The sequence below is a fragment of the Acidithrix sp. C25 genome, from assembly GCF_904848545.2.
Window position 1 is genome coordinate 434,052 of sequence record NZ_CAJHCI020000001.1, and the last position, 20,441, is coordinate 454,492.

The following is a 20,441-nucleotide window of genomic DNA, read 5'->3' on the forward strand; positions in this document are numbered from 1 at the left end:
CCAAGCCCAGAGGGGCCAACCGTTTTCGAGCTATAACCCTGAAGAACAGCTCAACAGCACCACTTTGCAAATACCAAATAGCACGGAGCGATATTTAAAGCTCCAATTGACAACAAATCTCCCGTGGCGCGGCGTTGTAATTGAATGTTGAGTGGGGCCACTTGCTCAGACCTGCTGGGGCCATTGTGGTCAATTGTTTACAGTTCGCAACTGAGTTAGCTTTTTATGGAGTTCAAATAGAGGGCGGCTTTTGCCTTAGCGGCCTTTGCGAGCGACTTTGAAAATGATAGATTGAAGGTTGGTTTGATCGCTGTCGGAGTTTGAGCCGTTACCATTCCTGCTACCACCCCCATCGAATAGGAGATGTCATCTAGCACTGAGATTGCTAAAAGCGATATTTTATGGTTGTTTTTTTTGTTGACCCATAGATTTGAAATTCCATATAACACAGCAATTTTGATGCTCCATTGTCGCAACCTTGGGGACACTAAGGATCCTATTAGGAGAAATGTTCCTCTCGATCTTATGATATTTTTGGTCGATCGGCGCATTTCGACCATTGAGATGTCGATCAGTTCCTTACTATTAGGGCGCGTATTTATGTTTAGTAACTTAATTGTTCGTCTTCGATCTAGGCAAACAGCCGCTGCCCTGAGTGCCTCGCCTAGAAGAGGCGCAAACATAGAGATCAGAGCAAATTCATCTACTACCTCATGGCTGATTTGGCGACCATATAATTTTGCGAGTGGTCCACTGGAGCGTCCATAGCCAAAGCGTTGTTTGCAAAGGGATATAAGGCTATCTCTACTTGGGTGAGAGACGGTATTCTTGGCGTTGTAATAGATCGTTCTTTGATCTAGCAGTGCTCTTTTGATCAGATCGACGTCTTCGCCCAAACGCATTGATTCATCAAAACCCCCCAAAGCACAAAAGGTCTCCTTGACTATCGCTATGGCAGTTGAGGGCAGATAGCTACAGGATCGTTTCGATCCAACAAAACCTTCTCGCTCGCCTAGATCTAGCGCGGAGTTGGTGCTTTCGTAGTTATCTATCAGTTTTTTAATGGACCTACCTGGCGCCGTGTCCCAAGAGTCAAGGGTTCGGATCCTGGGGGCAGCGATCTCGATTAGCCCTGGCAAAACAAGGGCGACTGTCTCATCTAGAGACGAATCAAAACTAAGAGCGCAATCTAAAAATAGAAGCAGTGATCCGCTGGCCTTTGCAGCACCGGCATTTCGTGCCCGTGCGGGACCATAATTTTTATCTAATGCTATGAACTTTGCTCCAAATTGCTCCGATATAGCTCTATTTTCGGACACAAAGCAAGAGCCATCATCGACGACAATTATCTCCAATGCGCATCTGAGTTCCTTTGCGCATTTCAAGGTGTTTCTTAATCTATCTGGCGGATCAAAACAAGGAATAATTACAGATGTATCTCTGGCTTTTAGTTGTTTGGACGGCATGGGGGAGACAGCGACGAGGCCAAAGTTCTGCAACCTCTCAAAGAGACGTATCTCGCCCGGGGTTGAGATAGAAATAGGTGATTCAAGTGCGCGTTTGATCACAAAAGTGCCCGCCTCGGAGAGCTTGAGGGCTATCCTGGCGGGCACAGAGATGAGGTTTGGGCCGACTAGCTCACATTCGCGTAGCGAAAAGTTGTAGGAGTCCCAAAGTCTATTAATCAAAGAGGATCATGCCACGAACGTTCTTGCCGTCACGCATATCCTGATATCCTTGGTTTACTTGATCTAGAGTGTAGGTCGCGGTCACCAATTCATCGAGCTTTACGATGCCGTCCATATAAAGGTCAAGGATCTTTGGTATGTCGAATCGGGGATTAGCCGAGCCAAAGAGCGATCCGCGAAGTTGCTTTTGATAGAGCGTCATATCCAAGAGGCTTAGCTTTACATCGACTTGTGAGAATGGAGAGATGGATGTGATTACGGCTTTTCCGTTCTTGCCCAGCAGAGCCATTACTGGAGCTACCAAGTGACCCTCGCCGACGCCGGTAGTGATTACAGCTGAGTTAGCCATAAGGCCATTGGAGATTTCAGTTATAAGTCCGAAAGCTTCGTCTAGGTTGGCGGCTGAGTGGGTAGCGCCGAAGAACTTTGCGGAATCTCGTCGTGCTTCGACCGGGTCGATTGCAACGATGAACTTTGCGCCAGCCAATCTAGCCCCTTGGATTGCATTTGTGCCAATGCCTCCAACGCCTACAACAGCTACGATGTCTCCGGCTCTTACTTCAGCAGAATACAGAGCAGATCCGATTCCGGTAGTTACGCCACAACCCACCAAGGAAGCCTTGTCCAGTGGTACGTCATTTCGAATCTTGATCGCCGAACTCTCATGGACGACAACATAAGGTGAGAAAGTTCCAAGGCAGCACATGGTCCCAATTCCTTGGCCCCGCGCTGTAATTCTTTGGCCCCCGGCAACTTCTTGACCTGACATGATCAACGCGCCTAGTTCGCAGAGGTTCTGATGGCCCGTAGAGCAAGCGCTACAGCGACCGCAAGACGGTATGAATCCTAGAACGACGTGATCGCCTTCTGCCAAAGAGGTAACGCCAGGTCCAACTGCTTCTATGATGCCAGCCCCTTCGTGACCACCAACGATTGGCAATACTGCTGGTAAGTCACCGGTAACTAGGTGTTCATCCGAGTGACAGAGGCCGGATGAGGCTAGCTTTACCCTGACTTCTCCATAAAGTGGATCGGCAAGTTCTACTTCTTCGACGCTCCACTCCTGATTGGTCCCCCATAATACTGCTGCACTTGTCTTCAACGGTCCCCCCGTTCATTTGAGGGATCACAGCGACCCCATACCTGAATTAATAATACGCAATAGATGCATCTTAAGATGGTCATTTTTCTATACGAGTTATTAAATATTTTCACAAGAAGGCTCGATGGAAAGATCTTGCGCTACCTTGACTTGGCTATTTTGAGATAAATCAGTCACATTCAGACCAAGTAATTTATTCGGGGGGTAATTTTTGCCCATTTAGTCTTATTTGCCTCTTGGAGGTGACGTTGCCACCACGCCTTGAAAGTGATGTGTTGCATCTAGTTGCGGCAGTCGAGATTTGTGTATTTGGAATTCGATGATCCCTCTGGAGTGACCCATTTGGGGGCAATCTGTTTTCCAGATTGAATTGGATGCAATTAGAGCGAGAATTTGTTTTGACTAATTCGATCACAACAGGGGTGCCTCCGTGGATCTTGAGACAATTGTTATGTCAGCCCGATTGTCATTGCTCGGCGAATTCTTGATGATTCACAATTGTTTGCATTGTTTGGCTTTTTCATGCTTGCTCTTTTGAATTGACGCTGTTTGGTTCTGTGGTTGCGGGTTACTTTTTTTGTATGGATTGAAGATCTATCTGCCAGACCTAGCTGACAGATGTCAATGTTTGATCCCAAGGCCTAGGCCTCTTGTCGATATGTGGATAAAAGCAAGCTGCCACGCAGTTTGGATAATGGCGTCATGAGATCTGATGGCAGATTCTGGTTCGCCAGAGGTTTTTAGGAGGTGTTGTCTGATCAACTTGTTGGTTCACAAGGGATTTTCGTTGTTTTTTGGGTGACTTTGGCAATTGGGGTTGCCATGGAGGAGGGTGGTCGGGGCGGAATCTGACTCTTTGATCAATTTGATCGATTCTTTGGCAAAGTGTTTTTCGGTTTATATCTCCGAGGCGAAGTCCTTTGGGAAATAGGTTTCTTGTCATATCTTTGAGAGGGCGGATTTGATAAAAGTCCATATCCCAAGGGTGCTTGTCGCAGTTGAACCTATGATCATGGTTGATTCTGGCACTTTGCTATCGACTAAATGTCGTAGAGGTGATTTTTGTCGAGGTCTTGAAAGTTAGTGTGGTAGCTAAGGAAAAAGTCGCGACCTCTACTACGTGCTTGACTCAGAGGGATGGAGTAGCCCAAAATGGACTCGTTTGTACACTTGCATAATCACACCGAATATTCAATGCTCGATGGTGCGGCGCGAATCGAAGATGCCGTTAAAAAGGCGGTTTTAGATGGCCAACCAGCGATGGCAATTACGGATCACGGCAACATGTTTGGCGTGCTTCCGTTTTACGAGACGGCGCGCAAGAAAGGGATCAACCCCATAATTGGCATTGAAGCTTATATGGCCGGGGGTTCTAGGTTTGAGCGACCTCCTCGTCGGGGTAAGGTAGACGAATCTAACGAGCGCGATGCTAAAGAGAAGCTTTATTATCACATTATCTTGTTGGCTGAGAACAACCAGGGATATAAAAACCTTATCAAACTCTCTTCGGCGGCCTTCCTGGAGGGTTACTACTATAAGCCTCGTCTTGATTACGAACTTTTAGAGAAATACCATGAAGGTGTAATCGCAACAACTGGCTGTTTGGGTGGTCTGGTACTACAAGCACTAGCGAGAGATGATATCAAAGGTGCCTATGATCACGCCTCGAAGTTAAAGGATATCTTTGGACCGGAGAACCTTTTTGTTGAGCTCCAGGACCATGGAATCGCACTTCAAAAGAAGACCAACCCACTTTTAATTGAATTGGCCAAGAAGCTAGAGCTTCCACTTTTAGCGACAAATGACGCCCACTATACCCATCGAGAAGACCACCGTGCCCACGACGCTCTTCTTTGTATTCAAACGGGTCAAGCACTCTCTGACGAGAAGCGCTTTCGTTTTGAAGGTGAGGAGCACTTCATAAAGACCTCACAGGAGATGCGTGAGCTATTTAGCGAAGTTCCAGAGGCATGTGACAATACATTGCTAATAGCAGAGAGGGCCAATGTTGAGATCGAGTTTGGAAAGCCCAAACTGCCTGAATTTCCTGTGCCGATTCAATATCAAAAGGAGCGCTACGATGAATCTGCATCGGCCTATCTGCGCGAACTAAGTTATGAGGGGGCGCGAGGGCGTTATGGACAGGAGCTCTCCGAAGCCGTTATTGAGCGTATAGATTACGAACTCGATGTCATCTCAAGGATGGGATTCAGCGCCTATTTCTTGGTCGTTTGGGACTTGATCCAATTTGCTAAAAGAAGCAAGATACGTGTGGGTCCCGGTCGTGGATCAGCGGCGGGGTGTTGCGTAGCATATTGTTTGGGTATCGTTGATTTGGATCCAATTCGGTACGGCCTTCTCTTTGAACGCTTTTTGAATCCAGGACGAATTCAAATGCCTGACATTGACATGGACTTCGACGAACGATATCGCCAGGATATGATACGTTACGCCTCTGAGAGATATGGCTATGACCACGTGGCCCAGATCGTGACATTTTCTCGAATCAAGGCGCGAGCCGCTGTTCGGGACGCTGCGCGAGTTCTATCGATGCCATATGCCCTCGGTGACAAGATTGCAAGAGCAATGCCGCCATTGGTTATGGGGCGAGATACACCACTTTGGGCTTGTTTGACTGAGACCGAGGCTTATAAGGATGGATATCGGATCGCTGCTGAATTACGCGAAATAATCGCGAGTGATCCAGATGCTAAGACGATTGTGGATGTTGCATCGGGCTTGGAAGGACTTCGACGACAAGATGGAATCCATGCCGCAGCGGTTGTAATTACCCATGAGGCATTGACTGAATATCTACCGATTCAACGCAAGCCAGATGCTGGATCGAGTTCGGATTCGGCTCCAGTGGTGACTCAATACGAGATGCATGGTGTTGAAAATCTAGGCCTTTTGAAGATGGACTTTTTGGGCCTTCGAACCTTATCGGTGATTGAGCGCGCCCTTGCATTGATAGCTGAGACAACTGGTGAAGAAGTCGATATCGATAACATCGAGATGGCAGACGAAAAGACTTTAGCTATGTTGCGTGATGCGGATTCAATTGGAGTCTTCCAACTTGAAAGTAAGCCGATGCGGGCCCTCATGAAGTCCCTAGCGCCAACGGCCTTTGACGATATTGCAGCGCTCGTCGCCCTCTATCGTCCAGGTCCGATGGCAGCTAATATGCACAACGACTATGCGGATAGAAAAAATGGTCGCAAGCCAATCAACTATGAGCATCCGGATCTAGAGGAGATCTTGGGCGACACCTATGGACTGATGATCTATCAGGAGTCTGTCATGAAGGTGGCGCAGAAGTTTGCCGGCTACACCCTAGCTGAAGCAGATGACTTGAGAAAGGCCTGCGGTAAAAAGGTTCGAGAATTGATTGCTGCGCATCGAGAGAAGTTTGTCAACGGGTGTGACGTTGCTGGGTATGGCCGGGCCCTCGGAGATACACTTTTTGACATTATCGAACCCTTTGCAGACTACGCCTTCAACAAGTCTCACTCTTTCGGCTATGGATTTGTGGCATATCAAACTGCCTATCTAAAGGCTCATTTTCCATCTCAATACATGTCAGCTATTTTAACGTCGGTAATGGATGATAAAAATAAGACAGGGATGCTCCTAGCCGATGCCAAAGAACATGGCATTGCAATCTTGGTACCTGATATAAATGAGTCTCGTTCGGACTTTTGGCCCGTTATCGATGGCGACAATCTGTCGATTCGCTTTGGTCTATCTGCAATTCGAAACGTTGGGGAAAACGTTGTCGGACTTATTGTTGCAGAGAGGAAGGTAAATGGGCCATACGAGAACCTAGAGAACTTCTTCGCTAGGGTTGACCCCAGCGTGCTAAACAAGCGATTGATTGAATCTTTGATAAAAGCCGGCGCTTTTGATTCCTTTGGCCACACCAGAAAGAGCCTCATGGCCGTCTATGAGAATGTGATTGAACGAGCCATCCGAAAGCGTAAGGAAGATTTAGACGGCATAATGAGCCTCTTTGATGCCCCATCTGACGATGGCAAGCCTTCACTTGGATTTGATATCGTACTGCCAGATCTTCAAGATACGAAGGGAGATGTCCTCAGCTTTGAAAAAGAGATGCTTGGCATGTTCGTTTCTGACCACCCAGTCAGTGGATATGAGAAGTTCATAAAGAGCAAGACTGATAACACCATTGCTGAACTCTCGGATCTAAAGGGCACCCCACGTGAGAATGAGATGATGGTAATTGGCGGTGTTGTCACCAACCTTTCAAAGAGGTATACAAAACAGGGTGCACTAATGGGCAATTTTTCATTGGAGGATCTGACCGGCTCTATGGACGTCTTTGTCTTTGCAAGGGTCATGGCTGACTATGGAACGATGCTCGAAGATGACAAGCTTGTTTTGGTAAAGGGACGGATGGATTTCAGGGAAGATGAAGCCAAATTTATCGCCTCTTCCTTCGAGGAGATAGATCGTTCTAGTGAATTTAATGATTCGCTGACGATTCGCTTGGATGCATCCCAGGTAACGTCAGAGTTACTTGGGGCCATTCGCGCGACTCTGGAGCGCCATCCTGGGAATTCCATGGTGCGACTTCAGGCAGGAGGTCTCCTCTATGACCTAAGTGGAGAGATTAGGGTCAAGGTCGACTCCGGAAGCTTAATTGGCGAGCTCAGGGAGTTTTTAAATTCCGAAAGTATCGTTCTTTAGATTAACCCGGCCATAGAATGATTACCCAGCTCAAGGGCTCCTTGGGCACATTGGAGAGGTCTAAGACCCTGGCTTTAGCCATTGGATGGACGCCTAACGATGTGACATTTGGCATTTCGGACTAGGCTTGTAGAAGGGAACGTTTCGATTCCTGGTCTTAATCCAAGGAGACTGTGGGGCTTATGTCTGTCGAGATAACGACTCGTGATTGCTCACTTTTAAGCGATGGCGAACTTGACGCAATGGCGGAACTTGTGGCATCCAGTGAAGTCAACCTAGATTTTGGTTACCTCTCAAAGGCTCGTGAAGAGTGGGTCTTAGTTACAGAGGTCAAAGTTGATGGTCGACTTAGGGGTTTTTCATTTTACACTCTTGAGCGAATTGGTGGAACGCCTGCAATTATTATTGGTGCTCTCGTAGTCGAGAGAGGTCCTCAGGCACGAGAGACGCTCTATCGGGTCAGAGAGGGTCAATTCAAAAAGGCGCTGTTAGCCTTTCCTGATGAAGATGTTTTGATGGGATCAAAGCTTCTTGATGTTGGAGCTTTTGAGATCTTCGAAGATCTCGAAGATATAGTTCCAAAACCAGGTCATAAACCGACTGGTGAGGAGCGAGCTTGGGCTCGACGCCTAGCCCGGCGATATGGAAGTGAAAATAGGGTAGATGATCGCACATTTATCTTTTCTGGAACGGGTGAGATTACTGGTTATTCCGGTTATGAGCCAGCGGTTCGATCTTCGGTCTATGCAGATTTTGCAGATTTTTTTACACCACTAGAGTCTCAAAAGAATGACTCGCTGATTGCATTTGGATGGATTATGGCTGAAGAATTGGCCAAGTTCGTAGCTACTGACGACTGATATTTTACGGGCCAGGTTGCCTAAAAGATGATTTGCTTGCCCCGAAAATGTTTGAGAAGACGCGTTTCGGGGTTGGTAGCTTCTCTTTAGCAGATATTTATCTCATTTCAGCAGATTAATGCCAAGGTAAATTAAATTATGAGTATTATTCTTTTTCTCTAATAAAAAATTAGAGGCAGGGGATAATTGTTATTGGGACTTCATTGTGCTCGTTATTGAGAGCTCCCCTAAGAGCGCCGATAGTTTTTCCTGAACCTCACTCACCCTCCTTGTTCGCTTGAGCTCCTTGGAGAGGCGCTCATTTGCCTTCTCCAGCGTTTTAGCCTTGGAGTTATTAGATTTGGGCCTTGGTCCCCGTGGCTTGGCAAGTGATAGATCGACCTTCAAGCCCAAATGCTTGCACCATCTCGACATGTGGGAGCTATGCAACCCTTCCCATCTAAGTAGGGGACTTTTGCCTTCGGAGTCTAGAGAATCGTACTCTTTGAGTATCCGAGCTTTGTAGCTCGTGGAAATTAATCTTCTGGTGGCCTTTGGGGGAAGCTATATTGCTAAGGTATCTTCTTTATGGTTGTCCATAGATCCATCCTAGGATCGATCCGACGATGCGTTATCTAATTGCATTGTTGAATCATCAACTTCTCCGCCCTTACCAAATACTTTTAAATAACTGTCCAGGGTGAGGTCGACACTGAGGTTCGTCGGCTGATTACTTACCATTCTGGAGGTTGAAATAAGTAGTTAGCTTGTGGTTGCTCAAATCCTACATCAGGAAGTGTTTCGCTTTAGTACGATGGGATAAATCGACCCGCCTGCGACGAGACCCTCGCGCAATACTATGGTGGAGGCGGGAATTACCCGAATGCTTTTGAAGCAGATTTTCTTTGGGGAGCCTGTGCATTTTTCAACGTTCCCACACTTGCGGCTCTCGCCCAAGCAATCCAGGAGAACGGTGCCTACCTAAATAACTGGCTTCGAATAAGCCGAACTGTATTTGACGATTTCGCAAATCAGTTTAAGACTCCAAATAAAGAAATAGGAGTAGGGTTTTCTATTGGAGATCCGCTTACTGCTGACTCAATCAACGCTGCCGTATCTATGTGGCATATGCCTTCGAAACTACTTATTGGAATCAGCTACCCTTTGTGCTACTCCTGGCTTAGAGTCGTCCATAATCCTCAGAAAAGCCGTAGATGACTTTCTGATCCAACAACGGGAGGACTATGTGCCAATAAATATCAAAAAACCAGCCATCTAGCCATTAAATAAGGGACCTTGGAAATAGGCTTGACGGATCAGGAAAGTCTGGTCCAAAGATTTCGGCGAGATGGTTAAAAGTACTGGTGCTGTGTTCAAAGATTTATGCGAGATGGTCCAAAGAATAGGAATAGTCAGCCGACTTATCAAGAAATATAGGTGGTAGACAAAATGAATGCTCCACCACTGGTTCTTGGGCGCGATCGCAGCATCAATTACTTTACTGGCATATGGTTCTGCGTTACTCGAATTAGCGGCCATCTTGGAATCTGAAGAAGCCCTTGTGCTAATCAGTTTGTAGGGATTCTGACCAATCGATAATTTATGTCGGTTTATGCCCGATCGACGATCACATTTACGAATTGAGTTAACTCTGATAAATCGTTGATGCTACGCCTGACCTATCTTGAAGTAGCGATTGGCCCAGAGTACGGTAGGCAATATTGCTTGAATAATCAGACAAAAGTGTAGTTGATTGGACTGCTCATTGGATCTGTGGATAACCGGGGTCATCTATCATCATGGTTGTTAGGATCTAAATTCATCTCGCCGATCGGTAATTTATCGATAGATAATTTAGAAACTGGCGCCGGCAGCAACCGCTTGGCTCCAGGTATAGCTATAGTCGCTAGCTGGTATCACGTCGTTTTGTGGTATCGCGATAAAAATCTGAGCGAGTGAGACCATTCCGTTCATGGCTTGGTATCCGGCCCCCATGATGAGTTGGTAACCGGGAGCGGAATGAAGAATATTATCACGATGGCCCCAACAGCCACTGGTATTATTCGCAGTACAATCTAGGTTTCCGCTTCCTAGTCCATCGTTGTACATCCAGTCGTAGTCAGCAGCTAGGGCGCTGTAGTCTTCGGCCCAAATTGATCCGTAGCCATAGTAGCCAGTCACTCCTGGTATGGTCTCCATTGCGTAATTGGGATCAGTTGCCATAGCGGCTCCTCGGGATGCATCAACGTTGAGTTGGTTGACGAGGCCGACAAAGATTGGAAGGCCTCGGGAGCCCCTCTCTATGTCGATAATCACGAGCGTCTGTTCGGCTGGGTTCAAAGTTGCAAAGTTGCTAGGTAAGGTGAAAGGAGCGAGTTCCTCGGAATTCAGCCTTGCGCTGTCCAATGCAGCTACCTCGAGATTTTGACAGGCACCAGAGTTGGGGCTTTGCCAGCATGTAGTGGCAAAGTTCGGAGAGGCCGCGATGTTACCTGTAGGATTTTTGGGTGGGAGCAATAACCTGGGGTTTGTGGTCGGTGTTGGCGTTGTTGGGCTGCCAAATACAACTGGAGCGCCAGCTATAACTTTCGCGTCGCCCAATGAGGTTGGGGAACCTTGGTCGTCTAAGATAAGGTACCCTTTCCCATCCTTGCTGGCAATTAAGGCTTTTCCAGCGCTGGCAGTACCATAAAAGCCAGCATCTCCAAAGGTAAATATCCCACCATCTGCCGCCACTAGCCAGTATCCCTTTCCATCTGGAGTAGCTGCCATTCCAACGATTGGTTGATTTAGCTTGATTGCTCCAGTTGATCCATAAAAGCCAGCATCTCCAAAGGTAAATATCCCACCATCTGCCGCCACTAGCCAGTATCCCTTTCCATCTGGAGTAGCTGCCATTCCAACGATTGGTTGATTTAGCTTGATTGCTCCAGTTGATCCATAAAAGCCAGCATCCCCAAAGCTAAAGACTCCACCATCTGCCGCCACTAGCCAGTATCCCTTTCCATCTGGAGTAGCTGCCATTCCAACGATTGGTTGATTTAGCTTGATTGCTCCAGTTGATCCATAAAAGCCAGCATCCCCAAAGCTAAAGACTCCACCATCTGCCGCCACTAGCCAGTATCCCTTTCCATCTGGAGTAGCTGCGATTCCAACGATTGGTTGATTTAGCTTGGTACCAGCCAAGGATCCATAACCAAGAGCGCTTCCGTAAGTTTTTAAAGTTCCGTTGCTCTCAACTGCCCAGTACCCGTTTCTACCAGGTGTCGGGGCAACTCCTACCACTGCATTTGAATAACTATTGCTTGATGGCCGGTACGCTACGTGGGTAATTGAGCTAATTTGTTCGCCAGCGCTAAGGTAGTTGGTATTTTGCGGTAGCGAGGGCGGGTTTACTATCGACGCAGCACCAAGGAGAAGGCTTGCTCCTAGGATTGGTTTTTTCAATGCTCTCATGCCGTCCCTATTTCTTTTTCGCGGGGCTATGCACCATATATCGGCATGAATTCACTATTAGTAATAAATTTCGGAGATTTGACTACAGATTTGAGTGAAATGCACCGATTTCAACGGTTTGGGAGGTTTTCCCACCAGTTGCTGGGGAAAGATAAGCCATTTTCTTCTTCGGGGCCGTAACCAAGAGTGACCAATGAAAAAGCCCAATCTAAAGGCGATAGAACTACCATGACAAGGAGCCAAGCTTTTCTTTGAAGTGGAGATGCGGAAGCCGAATCTTTTTGGGGTTAGGACTATCGAATGTGCCATTGCTTTAATCTTTGCAACTGCGGACTTTTTCGAGTTTCTTGACCGCGACGCAAATCACTAGACGTTAAAGGCCTATTTGAATGCTCTGCCTATCTGGTAGTGCGATTGATTTTTGTTCGTTGAATCGACCTATTAGGTTCGCTATCGTGATGAGTCGACGATTTTCTCTTGGCTAACTTTTTGTAATAGGTAAATGCGACCATTGCCTCTAACACCACTTGGAAAAACCAGATCGTTTCTCGGTTTGCTAACATAGTGGTCCGCCGGTGGATCGCATGGTGGTCTGGGAATTTGCTTTAGTCGATCCTTGGATCAAGGGAATGTTCTTTTCTTTGGTATCGTATATCACCTAGATATTCAGCAACTTGCCGATTTCTATCTCGTAATGGATGCCTTTTTTTGTGGTAGTTGCCATTGCGAACGCCAAAGTTGGACTGAGAGTGATCTTTCAAGATGTGGCTATGAGCTTGTGATCTCTTGACTGCTTTGATCCCTTGAAATCTGATTTTCACATGAGTTATTTCATGGTGATTAAATCTTGCACCATTGACATGTATAGTTTGCTTTACCTTGATAATATTTATGGAATGGAAACTTTACCTAAATGGCACTGCATTGGGATAGAGCGAACTTCTGGAGGATTTTATTGCTAGATATTGCGACAAGGCGAAAGCAGTTAGGGATATCCCAACGCGAGATGGCGGCCACCCTTGGTGTCACTCGTCAGACGTTGTCCAACATCGAAAGAGGTGATGAGAATCCAAAAGTTGGTCTAGCTTTGGGTATAGCCCGAATACTTTCTTCGACAGTGGAGGAGGTCTTTGGTGTCGGAAGTCCAGCTCTAGAGACGAACCCTGTTGACGGTCCAGCTGCCTGGGGCGAGATCAATGGTCTCAAGAAGTTTCGCGCTATGCCAAAAGGAGTATTGGATAGCGCGTGGCAGATTCCAAATGCCAGGTTGAGCCAGTCCGGTGACTACCAAGCGAGTGAGAGTGGCGCGCTCTTCTTTGACGGTTGTGATCCAATTCTTGGAGCGATAGTTAATTTTTTGTCCCATCGGATCCCTGTCAGTTGCCTTTGGTGGTCAGTTCAAAACAGTGAGGCTTTGGCGCGAGTTCGCGGAGGTGACTCTCACTTTGGTCTGATTCATCTACCTTTTGGGCGCCATCCGCAACTAGGAGCATTCCCGGGTTATTTGACCCTTGAGGTTGCTAGTTGGAATCTGGTAATGGTTACTAAGGACGGTAATCCTAATCACCTTAGGAGACTTGAAGATATCTTTCGTCCGACTGTCAATTTTGCATATCGGTCGATAGGATCTGGAGTTCGAGAATATACCGATGAGTTGGCTAATCGTTTTGGGGTAACGCCCAATCCAGAATTATCCTTTGACTCTCATATCTCTGCTACCAATGCAGTTCGTTTTGGGATCTATGACGCCTCTTTGGTTGCCGAATCTGTCGCGCGACTTTGTGGCGCATCCTTTATCACCCTCGATCGACAGACCTCTTGGTTGGTCGTTCCGAGCTCTTCGCTAGATGACCTAGATGTTTCAAGAGCTTTGGAGGAGATTCATGGCGGCGACTTTCGGAAGCTATTATCCGGCGTGCCAGGCTATGCCGTAGCAGCCTAGAGGCTGGGCTTGATCTATCTCCAATTCTGGAAAATTTATTGACACCTTGAAGTCCAAGTGACTTATTTACCACCTATCTCGGATCGAATTTGGAGCGTTTTTTTAATGAATGGAAAATTAAAAGTAGTATTTAGTGCGGTGGCACTAAGTTCAGTTTTGGCGGCGTGTGGAAATGGAGCTGCCTCTTCGGCGGCCTCTTCTCCGGCTACCACATCATCACCGACGACGACCTCTATTGGAGGAACAGTTAAGGTTGCCTATGCGGGATCGTTGGTGGGAGCCATGGTCCAAAAGATAGGCCCCGCCTTTCAAAAAGCTACAGGCGTAACTTTTTCCGGGTTGCCAGGTGGTTCAACGGGGTTGGTAAATCAAATCAAGTCCGGAACTTCTTCCTTTGACGTCTTTATCTCAGCGGCCAGAAGCGCTAACGATCCTCTTATGGGGGCTGCCAATAAAAACCTTGAGACCTGGTATGCCGCTTTGGGTACTGCTCCCTTGGTAATTGGATACAATCCAAGTTCATCTTTTGCTCCGGCGCTAAAGAGCCAAAAGTGGTACACGGTGCTAGCTAAACCAGGTATCAAGATTGGTCGAACTGATCCAGCTATAGACCCCAAGGGCAAACTAACTCTTGAGTTATTTGCTAAGGAATCGGCCATCTTGGGCAATCCGTCTTTGACATCGTCGATCTTGGGAGCAGCAGAGAATCCAGCTCAGGTATTTCCTGAAGAGGCACTTGTGAGTCGCCTCACCTCTGGTCAGTTGGATGTGGGCTTCTTCTATTCGAATGAGGCAGCATTTGCCAAGATCCCGACGGTGCCGACGGGGCTAAACCTTGGGGCCAACTTTACGATAAGCATTTTGACAGGAGCACCTGATTCGGCCCAAGCAGTTGCTTTTGTGAACTTCCTTTATTCGCCCGAGGGCCAGAAGCTTCTAAAAGAGGTTGGCCTTGTCCCTGAATCTCCGACTGTTACGGGGAGTCTAGCAAAGGCACCTAAGGGCCTTTCGTTGTAAGATACTTCTGCGCAGATCTCAAGTTCAGATCTTATCCATCAAAAAAGGTGGGAGTTCTTGTGAGGGCTGCGATGGTACTTACTTGGGATAATCCCAAGTAAGTACCATCCAAATGTGGCTCTGTGGGCTAGGTCGGAGCCGATTTTCAATTTGAAGGTATCTTTTTCTTCGTCAAAACCCGTTTTGCAAATAGATTGTCTTATTGTTGGTATTGGGCTTGTAGCCACAGGAGGTAGATTGCGCGCGGAGTTTATCACTAGAGATAGAACGGGGAACTCTCTATCTTTTGGTGTCTTGGCCCTTATCTGTATCGCCTTTGTTGTTTTTCCAATCCTGGGACTCGCATATTACTTTTTGATACATCATTCCGCGCCTATTCTGTGGTCGTCTCTCTTTAGTGCAGTGGTGAATTCAGTAGTTCCGTCTCTGGTCGCAATCACCATCGGAATGATAATCGCAATTCCAACTGGTTTTTTCATCTCCCGAGCGACTAGTAAGGGCGCGGCATTTCTTGGATTTGTTCTTCGTTTGCCGCTAGGAGTTCCACCACTGGTTGCTGGCATAATGCTATTGATTGTCTTTGGTCCGAATTCTCCGATTGGCAAGGTTTTTCACGGACGCCTCACCAATACGCTAATCGCCATCACCATTGCCCAGCTATTTGCTAGTGTCCCATATGTCATAGAGGGATCACGCGGCGCATTCGCCCTTTTGGATGAGGAGGTAATGGTAGTTGCAGATTCGCTGAAGATGAAGTTGAATCGACGCCTCCTCTCAATCTATCTGCCTATGGTATGGTCAGCGATTCGATCTTCTTTGGTCCTTGGTTACCTAAGGGGATTTGGCGAATTCGGGGCAGTCCTTTTGGTTGCCTATAACCCTACTTCACTCCCTATCTACACCTATGTCTCCTTCGAGGGAGCTGGACTACCATCGACGGTCACACCGGTTCTTGTGACTCTGGTCATCTCCGGCACCGTTGCCTATTTGATATCTCGAATTGCATGGCCCACCAGGGTTATTGAGGGTGGATTTTCCTACTTTCGCAGCCAAGCTAAGAAGCGATATCAGTCCAATTCAAAGGTCGAACGCGGTGACTTTGTGGATGGTGCTTCTTTTATATCGGTCGAGGGAACTGTAGGCGGTTTTGAGCTGGACATTAATTTCACTATCGAACCAGGATGCAGCGTAATCTTGGGTCCAAGTGGATCAGGAAAGACCCTGACCTTGCATTCTCTAGCTAACCATCGCATAAATGGTGTGAAGCTCTCCATCGATGGTCCTCTATGTGGGGCCCTTCACTCTTCTATTGGTTATGTACCACAGCGCCTTGGCCTATGGCCACATATGACTGTCGAGCAAAATCTGCGCCTTTGCATTGATGCCTCAGGTTCGGATCTGGAGATCTCTGAAGTATTAGAGGGGTTAGATATTTTGGAGCTACGGGGGCGTATGCCAAAGGAGCTCTCAGGCGGACAGTACCAACGAGCAGCGATCGCTAGGGCAATGTGCAGTGGTGGCAAGCTGCTTATTTTGGATGAACCCCTCTCCGCATTGGACCTCGCACTCAGGCGCTCTTTTTTGTCGCTATTAGCCGAGCACGTCAAGTCAAAGGTCCCATATCTGATCATGGTGACCCATGATGTGGATGAGGCACTTTATCTGGCGGATTCCATCGTGGTTATGAGTCACGGTGAGGTTCTACAGCAAGGGACTCCCTCAAAGATTATCGACTCTCCTTACAATCGGGCTGTAGCGGGGATAGCCGGATTTGATAACATCATTATCGATCGCGACCAACAAGGAAATGGTTCATTGGGTGATCGGGCCTATTTCTACTCGAGTGATGTTGTGCTAGCTCCCATTGATGTACTTGTCGAAGTAGGGCTAAAGGTTCTTGGAGATTATCAGGTGGTTGAGACACGTCCTTCAACCCGTGGTCGATTGGTTACCCTTAGCAATGGGGAAAATACTATTTCAGGATGGATTCCACCTGAGCGCATTACCGCTTATCAAAATGGCGAGATCGTCGGTGTCGGTATAAGAAAAGAGAGATATTTTAGGTTTCCCCCAGAGTAATAGCTAAGGGCCGTGATTAACGAATCTGCTTGGCCTTAATTTGGGTTTATCTGATTGGCTTGTAGCACTGAAGGGGACCAGGTAAGTCTGGCATTAGATATGGCCGGGATGGGATTTCGCCAAGGCTTTACTTTTGGGCCTTGATTCCATATTGACTGTCTTAGATGTTTCCATCCAAAAGGGCGTCGCGTGTCAATCTAGCATGGTCGGTGATGGCTATGATTAAATTCTCACGATCGTTTTGCCGCAAAAGAGTGGCAAAGCCTTTGTGTTCTTTTACTATCGTCTCGACTCGAACAGGGTTCAAATAGAGGAGAATATTGAACATTCGAATCTGGCGATCGCGAAGCGATGAATAGAGATTTGCCAAAATAGAGTTTGCTGTCGCATTCAAAATTGAAGTATGAATAGTTCGATCCAATTCGGCAAATTCAATCGGATCTTTGTCTTCTAACGCCTTCATTTGAAGTTGAACGAGGGAGTCAATTTCGTCGGCTACAAAGACAGCCATGTGGGTATCGAAGACTTTTTCTACCGCGAAACGCTCCAGTAAAAGCCTGGTTTCAAAGACCATCTCAATTTCTTGCTTAGAGACCGGAACCACCATCGCACCTTTTTTGGGGTACAGACGAAGAAGGCCCTCCGATTGAAGGCGCAGAAAGGCTTCACGAACAGGAGTTCTTGAGATTTGAAGTTGATCGGCAATCTCTCCTTCAGAGATTAATTCGCCTCCAGGGAAGGTACCAACCAAGATCTTGTGTTTCGCAAGGTCATAGGCTTGGATTGACGCAGGTATTGTCGTTGATCTCCTTGTCGCAGCCGGTTTTTTAGGCGGATTACCATTGCCTGTAATTAGGCCTTCACTGTCCATCTTTTAAACTCACCTTCGTGCTTATCTGTGGTCTTTTTGCTCAGGCAATTGGTTGCCGGGTGTGGACAAGAAGCAATCATATTTACGTATATTAGGGTTTATCAAAATGCCAATACGCCTATCAGGTGCGTTGATACCTTTAAAGTTCTGTCAGCTATTTTAGCATGGCGACTTTCTTTGGCATGCATGTCGCCATTGGCGGCGTGATATCTTCGATTCTTGGCTAAAGCCAAGGTGGTGATGAGAGGTCTTGGAACCTTTTTAACTTTGGATAAGAAGAGCCTTCGCTAATTGATTGGAATAGAGATTTTCCGCCCGTGGAAGACCAATTGTGATGGGATCGCTCCTTGGTGCTTTGACTTTGGTTTTTGAGATACCTTTTGGGGAGCGGGATGTGCTTTCTTTTTGATCTACCCCGACTTCTATCGACAATTGCACGGTTGGATATCAATTGGGCGTGACTTTTAGGATCAGAAAGAGAGAGTCAAAGCCGATTACGTTGCGTTTCCGGTGGTTTTTTAATCGGCGAAAGCTATGTTATTTCGCAATACCTTTGGTCGCAATAGTATCTCTGTAGAATAGGAAGTGTTTTAGTGGATCGTACAGCTCTGGATGGCCTATTTAGTCCAAGGTCAATAGCGATCGTAGGTGCCTCTAACGACCCCAAACGCATTGGAGGTCGGCCTCTAAATGCGACTATCAAGGCGGGCTTTGAGGGGCCTATCTATCCAATAAATCCTAATTATGACGAAGTTCTCGGGCGCAAATCCTATCCGCGCCTTTCTGACCTTCCAGAGGCAGTGGACTTAGTTGTAGTGGCAGTTGGCTCTAGGTATGTAGAGAGCGTTATAGAAGACGCTGCGATGGCGGGGGCTCGTTCCCTTGTGGTCTTTTCCTCGGGCTATTCGGAGCTTGGTTCCGATGGACGGATTGCTCAGGATCGAATAGCTTCACTGTGTCAGTCGAATCAAATGGCGATGCTCGGCCCTAACTGTTTGGGAGTAATCAACCAAAAAGCCAAAGCCATGGCCTCTTTCACAGCGGCTCTCGATCTTGATCTCATCAAAGGCGGAAATATTGGCTTTGCCTGTCAAAGCGGTGCCTTTGGCTCCTATTTTTTGACCCTGGTAAGCCGCAGGGGTCTTGGGATCAACCTATGGGTGGCAACTGGAAATGAAGCCCAGGTTTCGGTGGCGGATGCTATCGAATATATGGCGGATCTCGATGAGATAAGCGTAATTGGAGGATACATCGAAGGCGTGCAGGACTGCGATCGTCTTCGAAGTGCCCTGATCAAGGCCCATGATGCGAAAAAGCCGGTGGTATTGATGAAGGCCGGCGTCACCGAAGCTGGCGCCAGGGCGGCAATAAGCCATACTGGATCGATGGCTGGAGACGATCAGGTCTTTAGTGCCTTCGTCGAACACTATGGTGGCTATCGCGTTTCTGACCTTGATGAGATGATCGATCTGATCCAGGGTATCTCTCTGGGTGCATATCCCAAGGGTAAGAATCTCTGCCTTTTGACTATGTCTGGGGGTGCTGGGATATTGATGGCAGATGCCGCTGGTGAGGCCGATTTAGCTCTGCCGTCACCTTCTCCTGAGGTCAAGGACCATCTCAGTGCGCTCGTTCCCTATGCTGCACTAGACAACCCAGTTGACTTTACCGGTCAGTTCATAAATGACCCAACCCTGGGTGGACAGTTTCTAACAAAATTGTCCGATAGCAATCTTTATGATGCATTCGTCACCTTCGTCGGCCACACCGCTCTCGATGAAACAATTGCAGCTCCAGTGCTAGAGACTATTTCTACGCTGTCGACGCAGGGCGGAGCTCCCCATTTTTTAGTGGGCTTGACGACCCCGCCGCTTGAGAAGCTTCTCTTGCAAGCTAAGGTTCCGTTTTTGACTAATCCAGCCAAAGCGGTAAAACTGGTTCGCTCGCTCTATGAGGTAAGTGAAACTTTAGCTCGTCCGATCGAATCGCTGGCATGGCAGGGTGATCCTCATATTGAAGCACTTTTTGACTTATTGGTCGCTAGCCAAGCTGGGGCCGAAGTCGTGCCTGAGGTGGCTAGCCTCTCGTTTTTTAGATCTTGTGGGATCTCAACTGTGATGGCGATTCGAGCCACCTCCCCGCAGGAGGCCCTTAAAGCTGCCCAAGAGATCGGCTTTCCGATTGTCTTGAAGATTGACTCCCCGCAAGTGCCACACAAAGCAAAGGTTGGAGGGGTGATGCTCTCCATAAATAGCAAACGAGAACTCGAACACGCTTGTTATGAGATGATGGGCAAGGTGGCTAGACGAGTTTCTGGTGCTGAGATCAGAGGTTTCGTGGTTGAGCCTATGGTCTCGGAGGGGCTTGAGGTGATATTGGGGGTTCGACGTGACCGCGACTATGGATGTGTGATCATGGTGGGAAGCGGGGGAGTCATGGCGGAGACCTCTAGTGATATTCAAATTCGCCTAGCTCCGATAACACTTCAAGGGGCGATCTCAGCGATTGAAAGGACCGAATTTGGTAAAGCTATCCGAAGTGGGGTTCTAGCTCGAGATTACGACTTTGAGGGATTGGCTCAATTGATGGTGACCCTCTCAAAGATAGTGGTCTCAAATAAGCGAATCTCTGAGATAGATTTAAATCCGGTCCTCTTTCGCCAACGAGACAAGGATCCCATAGTTTTAGATGCGCTCGTCGTCTTGGCCCCAGAAAAGGTTCCTTCGTGAGTAATTTTTCC

At 47.5% G+C, this 20,441-nt stretch carries 10 protein-coding genes; 6 read left to right on the top strand and 4 right to left on the bottom strand.

Annotation, left to right across the window (positions count from 1 at the left end):
- Window positions 1-215: 215 nt before the first annotated feature.
- Together ACIDITHRIX25_RS88475 and ACIDITHRIX25_RS88480 are read right to left on the bottom strand one after the other, a co-directional pair.
- Window positions 216-1,688 carry a glycosyltransferase gene (locus ACIDITHRIX25_RS88475; RefSeq protein WP_201732399.1) on the bottom strand — a complete coding sequence of 491 codons (1,473 nt, stop codon included), beginning with the start codon at window positions 1,686-1,688 and terminating at the stop codon, window positions 216-218.
- On the bottom strand, window positions 1,681-2,790 hold the full coding sequence (locus ACIDITHRIX25_RS88480) for an NDMA-dependent alcohol dehydrogenase (protein WP_052605197.1): 1,110 nt from the start codon (window positions 2,788-2,790) through the stop codon (window positions 1,681-1,683). Before ACIDITHRIX25_RS88480 ends, ACIDITHRIX25_RS88475 begins: the two co-directional genes overlap by 8 nt.
- Window positions 2,791-3,942: 1,152 nt before the next feature.
- Here ACIDITHRIX25_RS88480 and dnaE point away from each other — a divergent pair.
- Complete coding sequence (gene dnaE, locus ACIDITHRIX25_RS88485) at window positions 3,943-7,497, top strand: DNA polymerase III subunit alpha (RefSeq protein WP_201732400.1); 3,555 nt, start codon at window positions 3,943-3,945, stop codon at window positions 7,495-7,497.
- 182 nt (window positions 7,498-7,679) lie between these two features.
- Complete coding sequence (locus tag ACIDITHRIX25_RS88490; RefSeq protein ID WP_052605199.1) at window positions 7,680-8,357, top strand: hypothetical protein; 678 nt, start codon at window positions 7,680-7,682, stop codon at window positions 8,355-8,357.
- A gap of 1,833 nt (window positions 8,358-10,190) precedes the next feature.
- On the opposite strand, the gene ACIDITHRIX25_RS88495 is transcribed toward ACIDITHRIX25_RS88490, so the two are convergent.
- Window positions 10,191-11,792: a YncE family protein gene (locus ACIDITHRIX25_RS88495; RefSeq protein WP_201732401.1), complete on the bottom strand. Its 1,602-nt coding sequence runs from the start codon at window positions 11,790-11,792 to the stop codon at window positions 10,191-10,193.
- Window positions 11,793-12,705: 913 nt separating this feature from the next.
- On the opposite strand from ACIDITHRIX25_RS88495, the gene ACIDITHRIX25_RS88500 reads away from it, so the two are divergent.
- The 3 genes from ACIDITHRIX25_RS88500 to ACIDITHRIX25_RS88510 all read left to right on the top strand — a co-directional run bounded on the left by ACIDITHRIX25_RS88500 (window position 12,706) and on the right by ACIDITHRIX25_RS88510 (window position 16,830).
- Window positions 12,706-13,734, top strand: coding sequence for an XRE family transcriptional regulator (locus ACIDITHRIX25_RS88500; RefSeq protein ID WP_082058554.1), 1,029 nt, complete (start codon window positions 12,706-12,708; stop codon window positions 13,732-13,734).
- A gap of 105 nt (window positions 13,735-13,839) precedes the next feature.
- Window positions 13,840-14,751: an extracellular solute-binding protein gene (locus ACIDITHRIX25_RS88505; protein ID WP_201732402.1), complete on the top strand. Its 912-nt coding sequence runs from the start codon at window positions 13,840-13,842 to the stop codon at window positions 14,749-14,751.
- A gap of 237 nt (window positions 14,752-14,988) precedes the next feature.
- Complete coding sequence (locus ACIDITHRIX25_RS88510) at window positions 14,989-16,830, top strand: ATP-binding cassette domain-containing protein (protein ID WP_201732403.1); 1,842 nt, start codon at window positions 14,989-14,991, stop codon at window positions 16,828-16,830.
- Window positions 16,831-16,990: 160 nt separating this feature from the next.
- Here the strand turns inward: ACIDITHRIX25_RS88510 and ACIDITHRIX25_RS88515 are convergent, their stop codons facing one another.
- Window positions 16,991-17,701, bottom strand: coding sequence for a GntR family transcriptional regulator (locus ACIDITHRIX25_RS88515; RefSeq protein WP_201732404.1), 711 nt, complete (start codon window positions 17,699-17,701; stop codon window positions 16,991-16,993).
- A 593-nt stretch (window positions 17,702-18,294) separates the two neighbouring features.
- Here ACIDITHRIX25_RS88515 and ACIDITHRIX25_RS88520 point away from each other — a divergent pair.
- On the top strand, window positions 18,295-20,430 hold the full coding sequence (locus tag ACIDITHRIX25_RS88520) for an acetate--CoA ligase family protein (protein ID WP_201732405.1): 2,136 nt from the start codon (window positions 18,295-18,297) through the stop codon (window positions 20,428-20,430).
- Window positions 20,431-20,441 lie beyond the last annotated feature (11 nt).

Coding starts and splice junctions, on each gene's coding strand:
- dnaE (WP_201732400.1), top strand. CDS start 3,943: ATGGACTCGTTTGTACACTTGCATAATCACACCGAATATTCAATGCTC.
- ACIDITHRIX25_RS88490 (WP_052605199.1), top strand. CDS start 7,680: ATGTCTGTCGAGATAACGACTCGTGATTGCTCACTTTTAAGCGATGGC.
- ACIDITHRIX25_RS88495 (WP_201732401.1), bottom strand. CDS start 11,792: ATGAGAGCATTGAAAAAACCAATCCTAGGAGCAAGCCTTCTCCTTGGT.
- ACIDITHRIX25_RS88500 (WP_082058554.1), top strand. CDS start 12,706: ATGGCACTGCATTGGGATAGAGCGAACTTCTGGAGGATTTTATTGCTA.
- ACIDITHRIX25_RS88505 (WP_201732402.1), top strand. CDS start 13,840: ATGAATGGAAAATTAAAAGTAGTATTTAGTGCGGTGGCACTAAGTTCA.
- ACIDITHRIX25_RS88515 (WP_201732404.1), bottom strand. CDS start 17,701: ATGGACAGTGAAGGCCTAATTACAGGCAATGGTAATCCGCCTAAAAAA.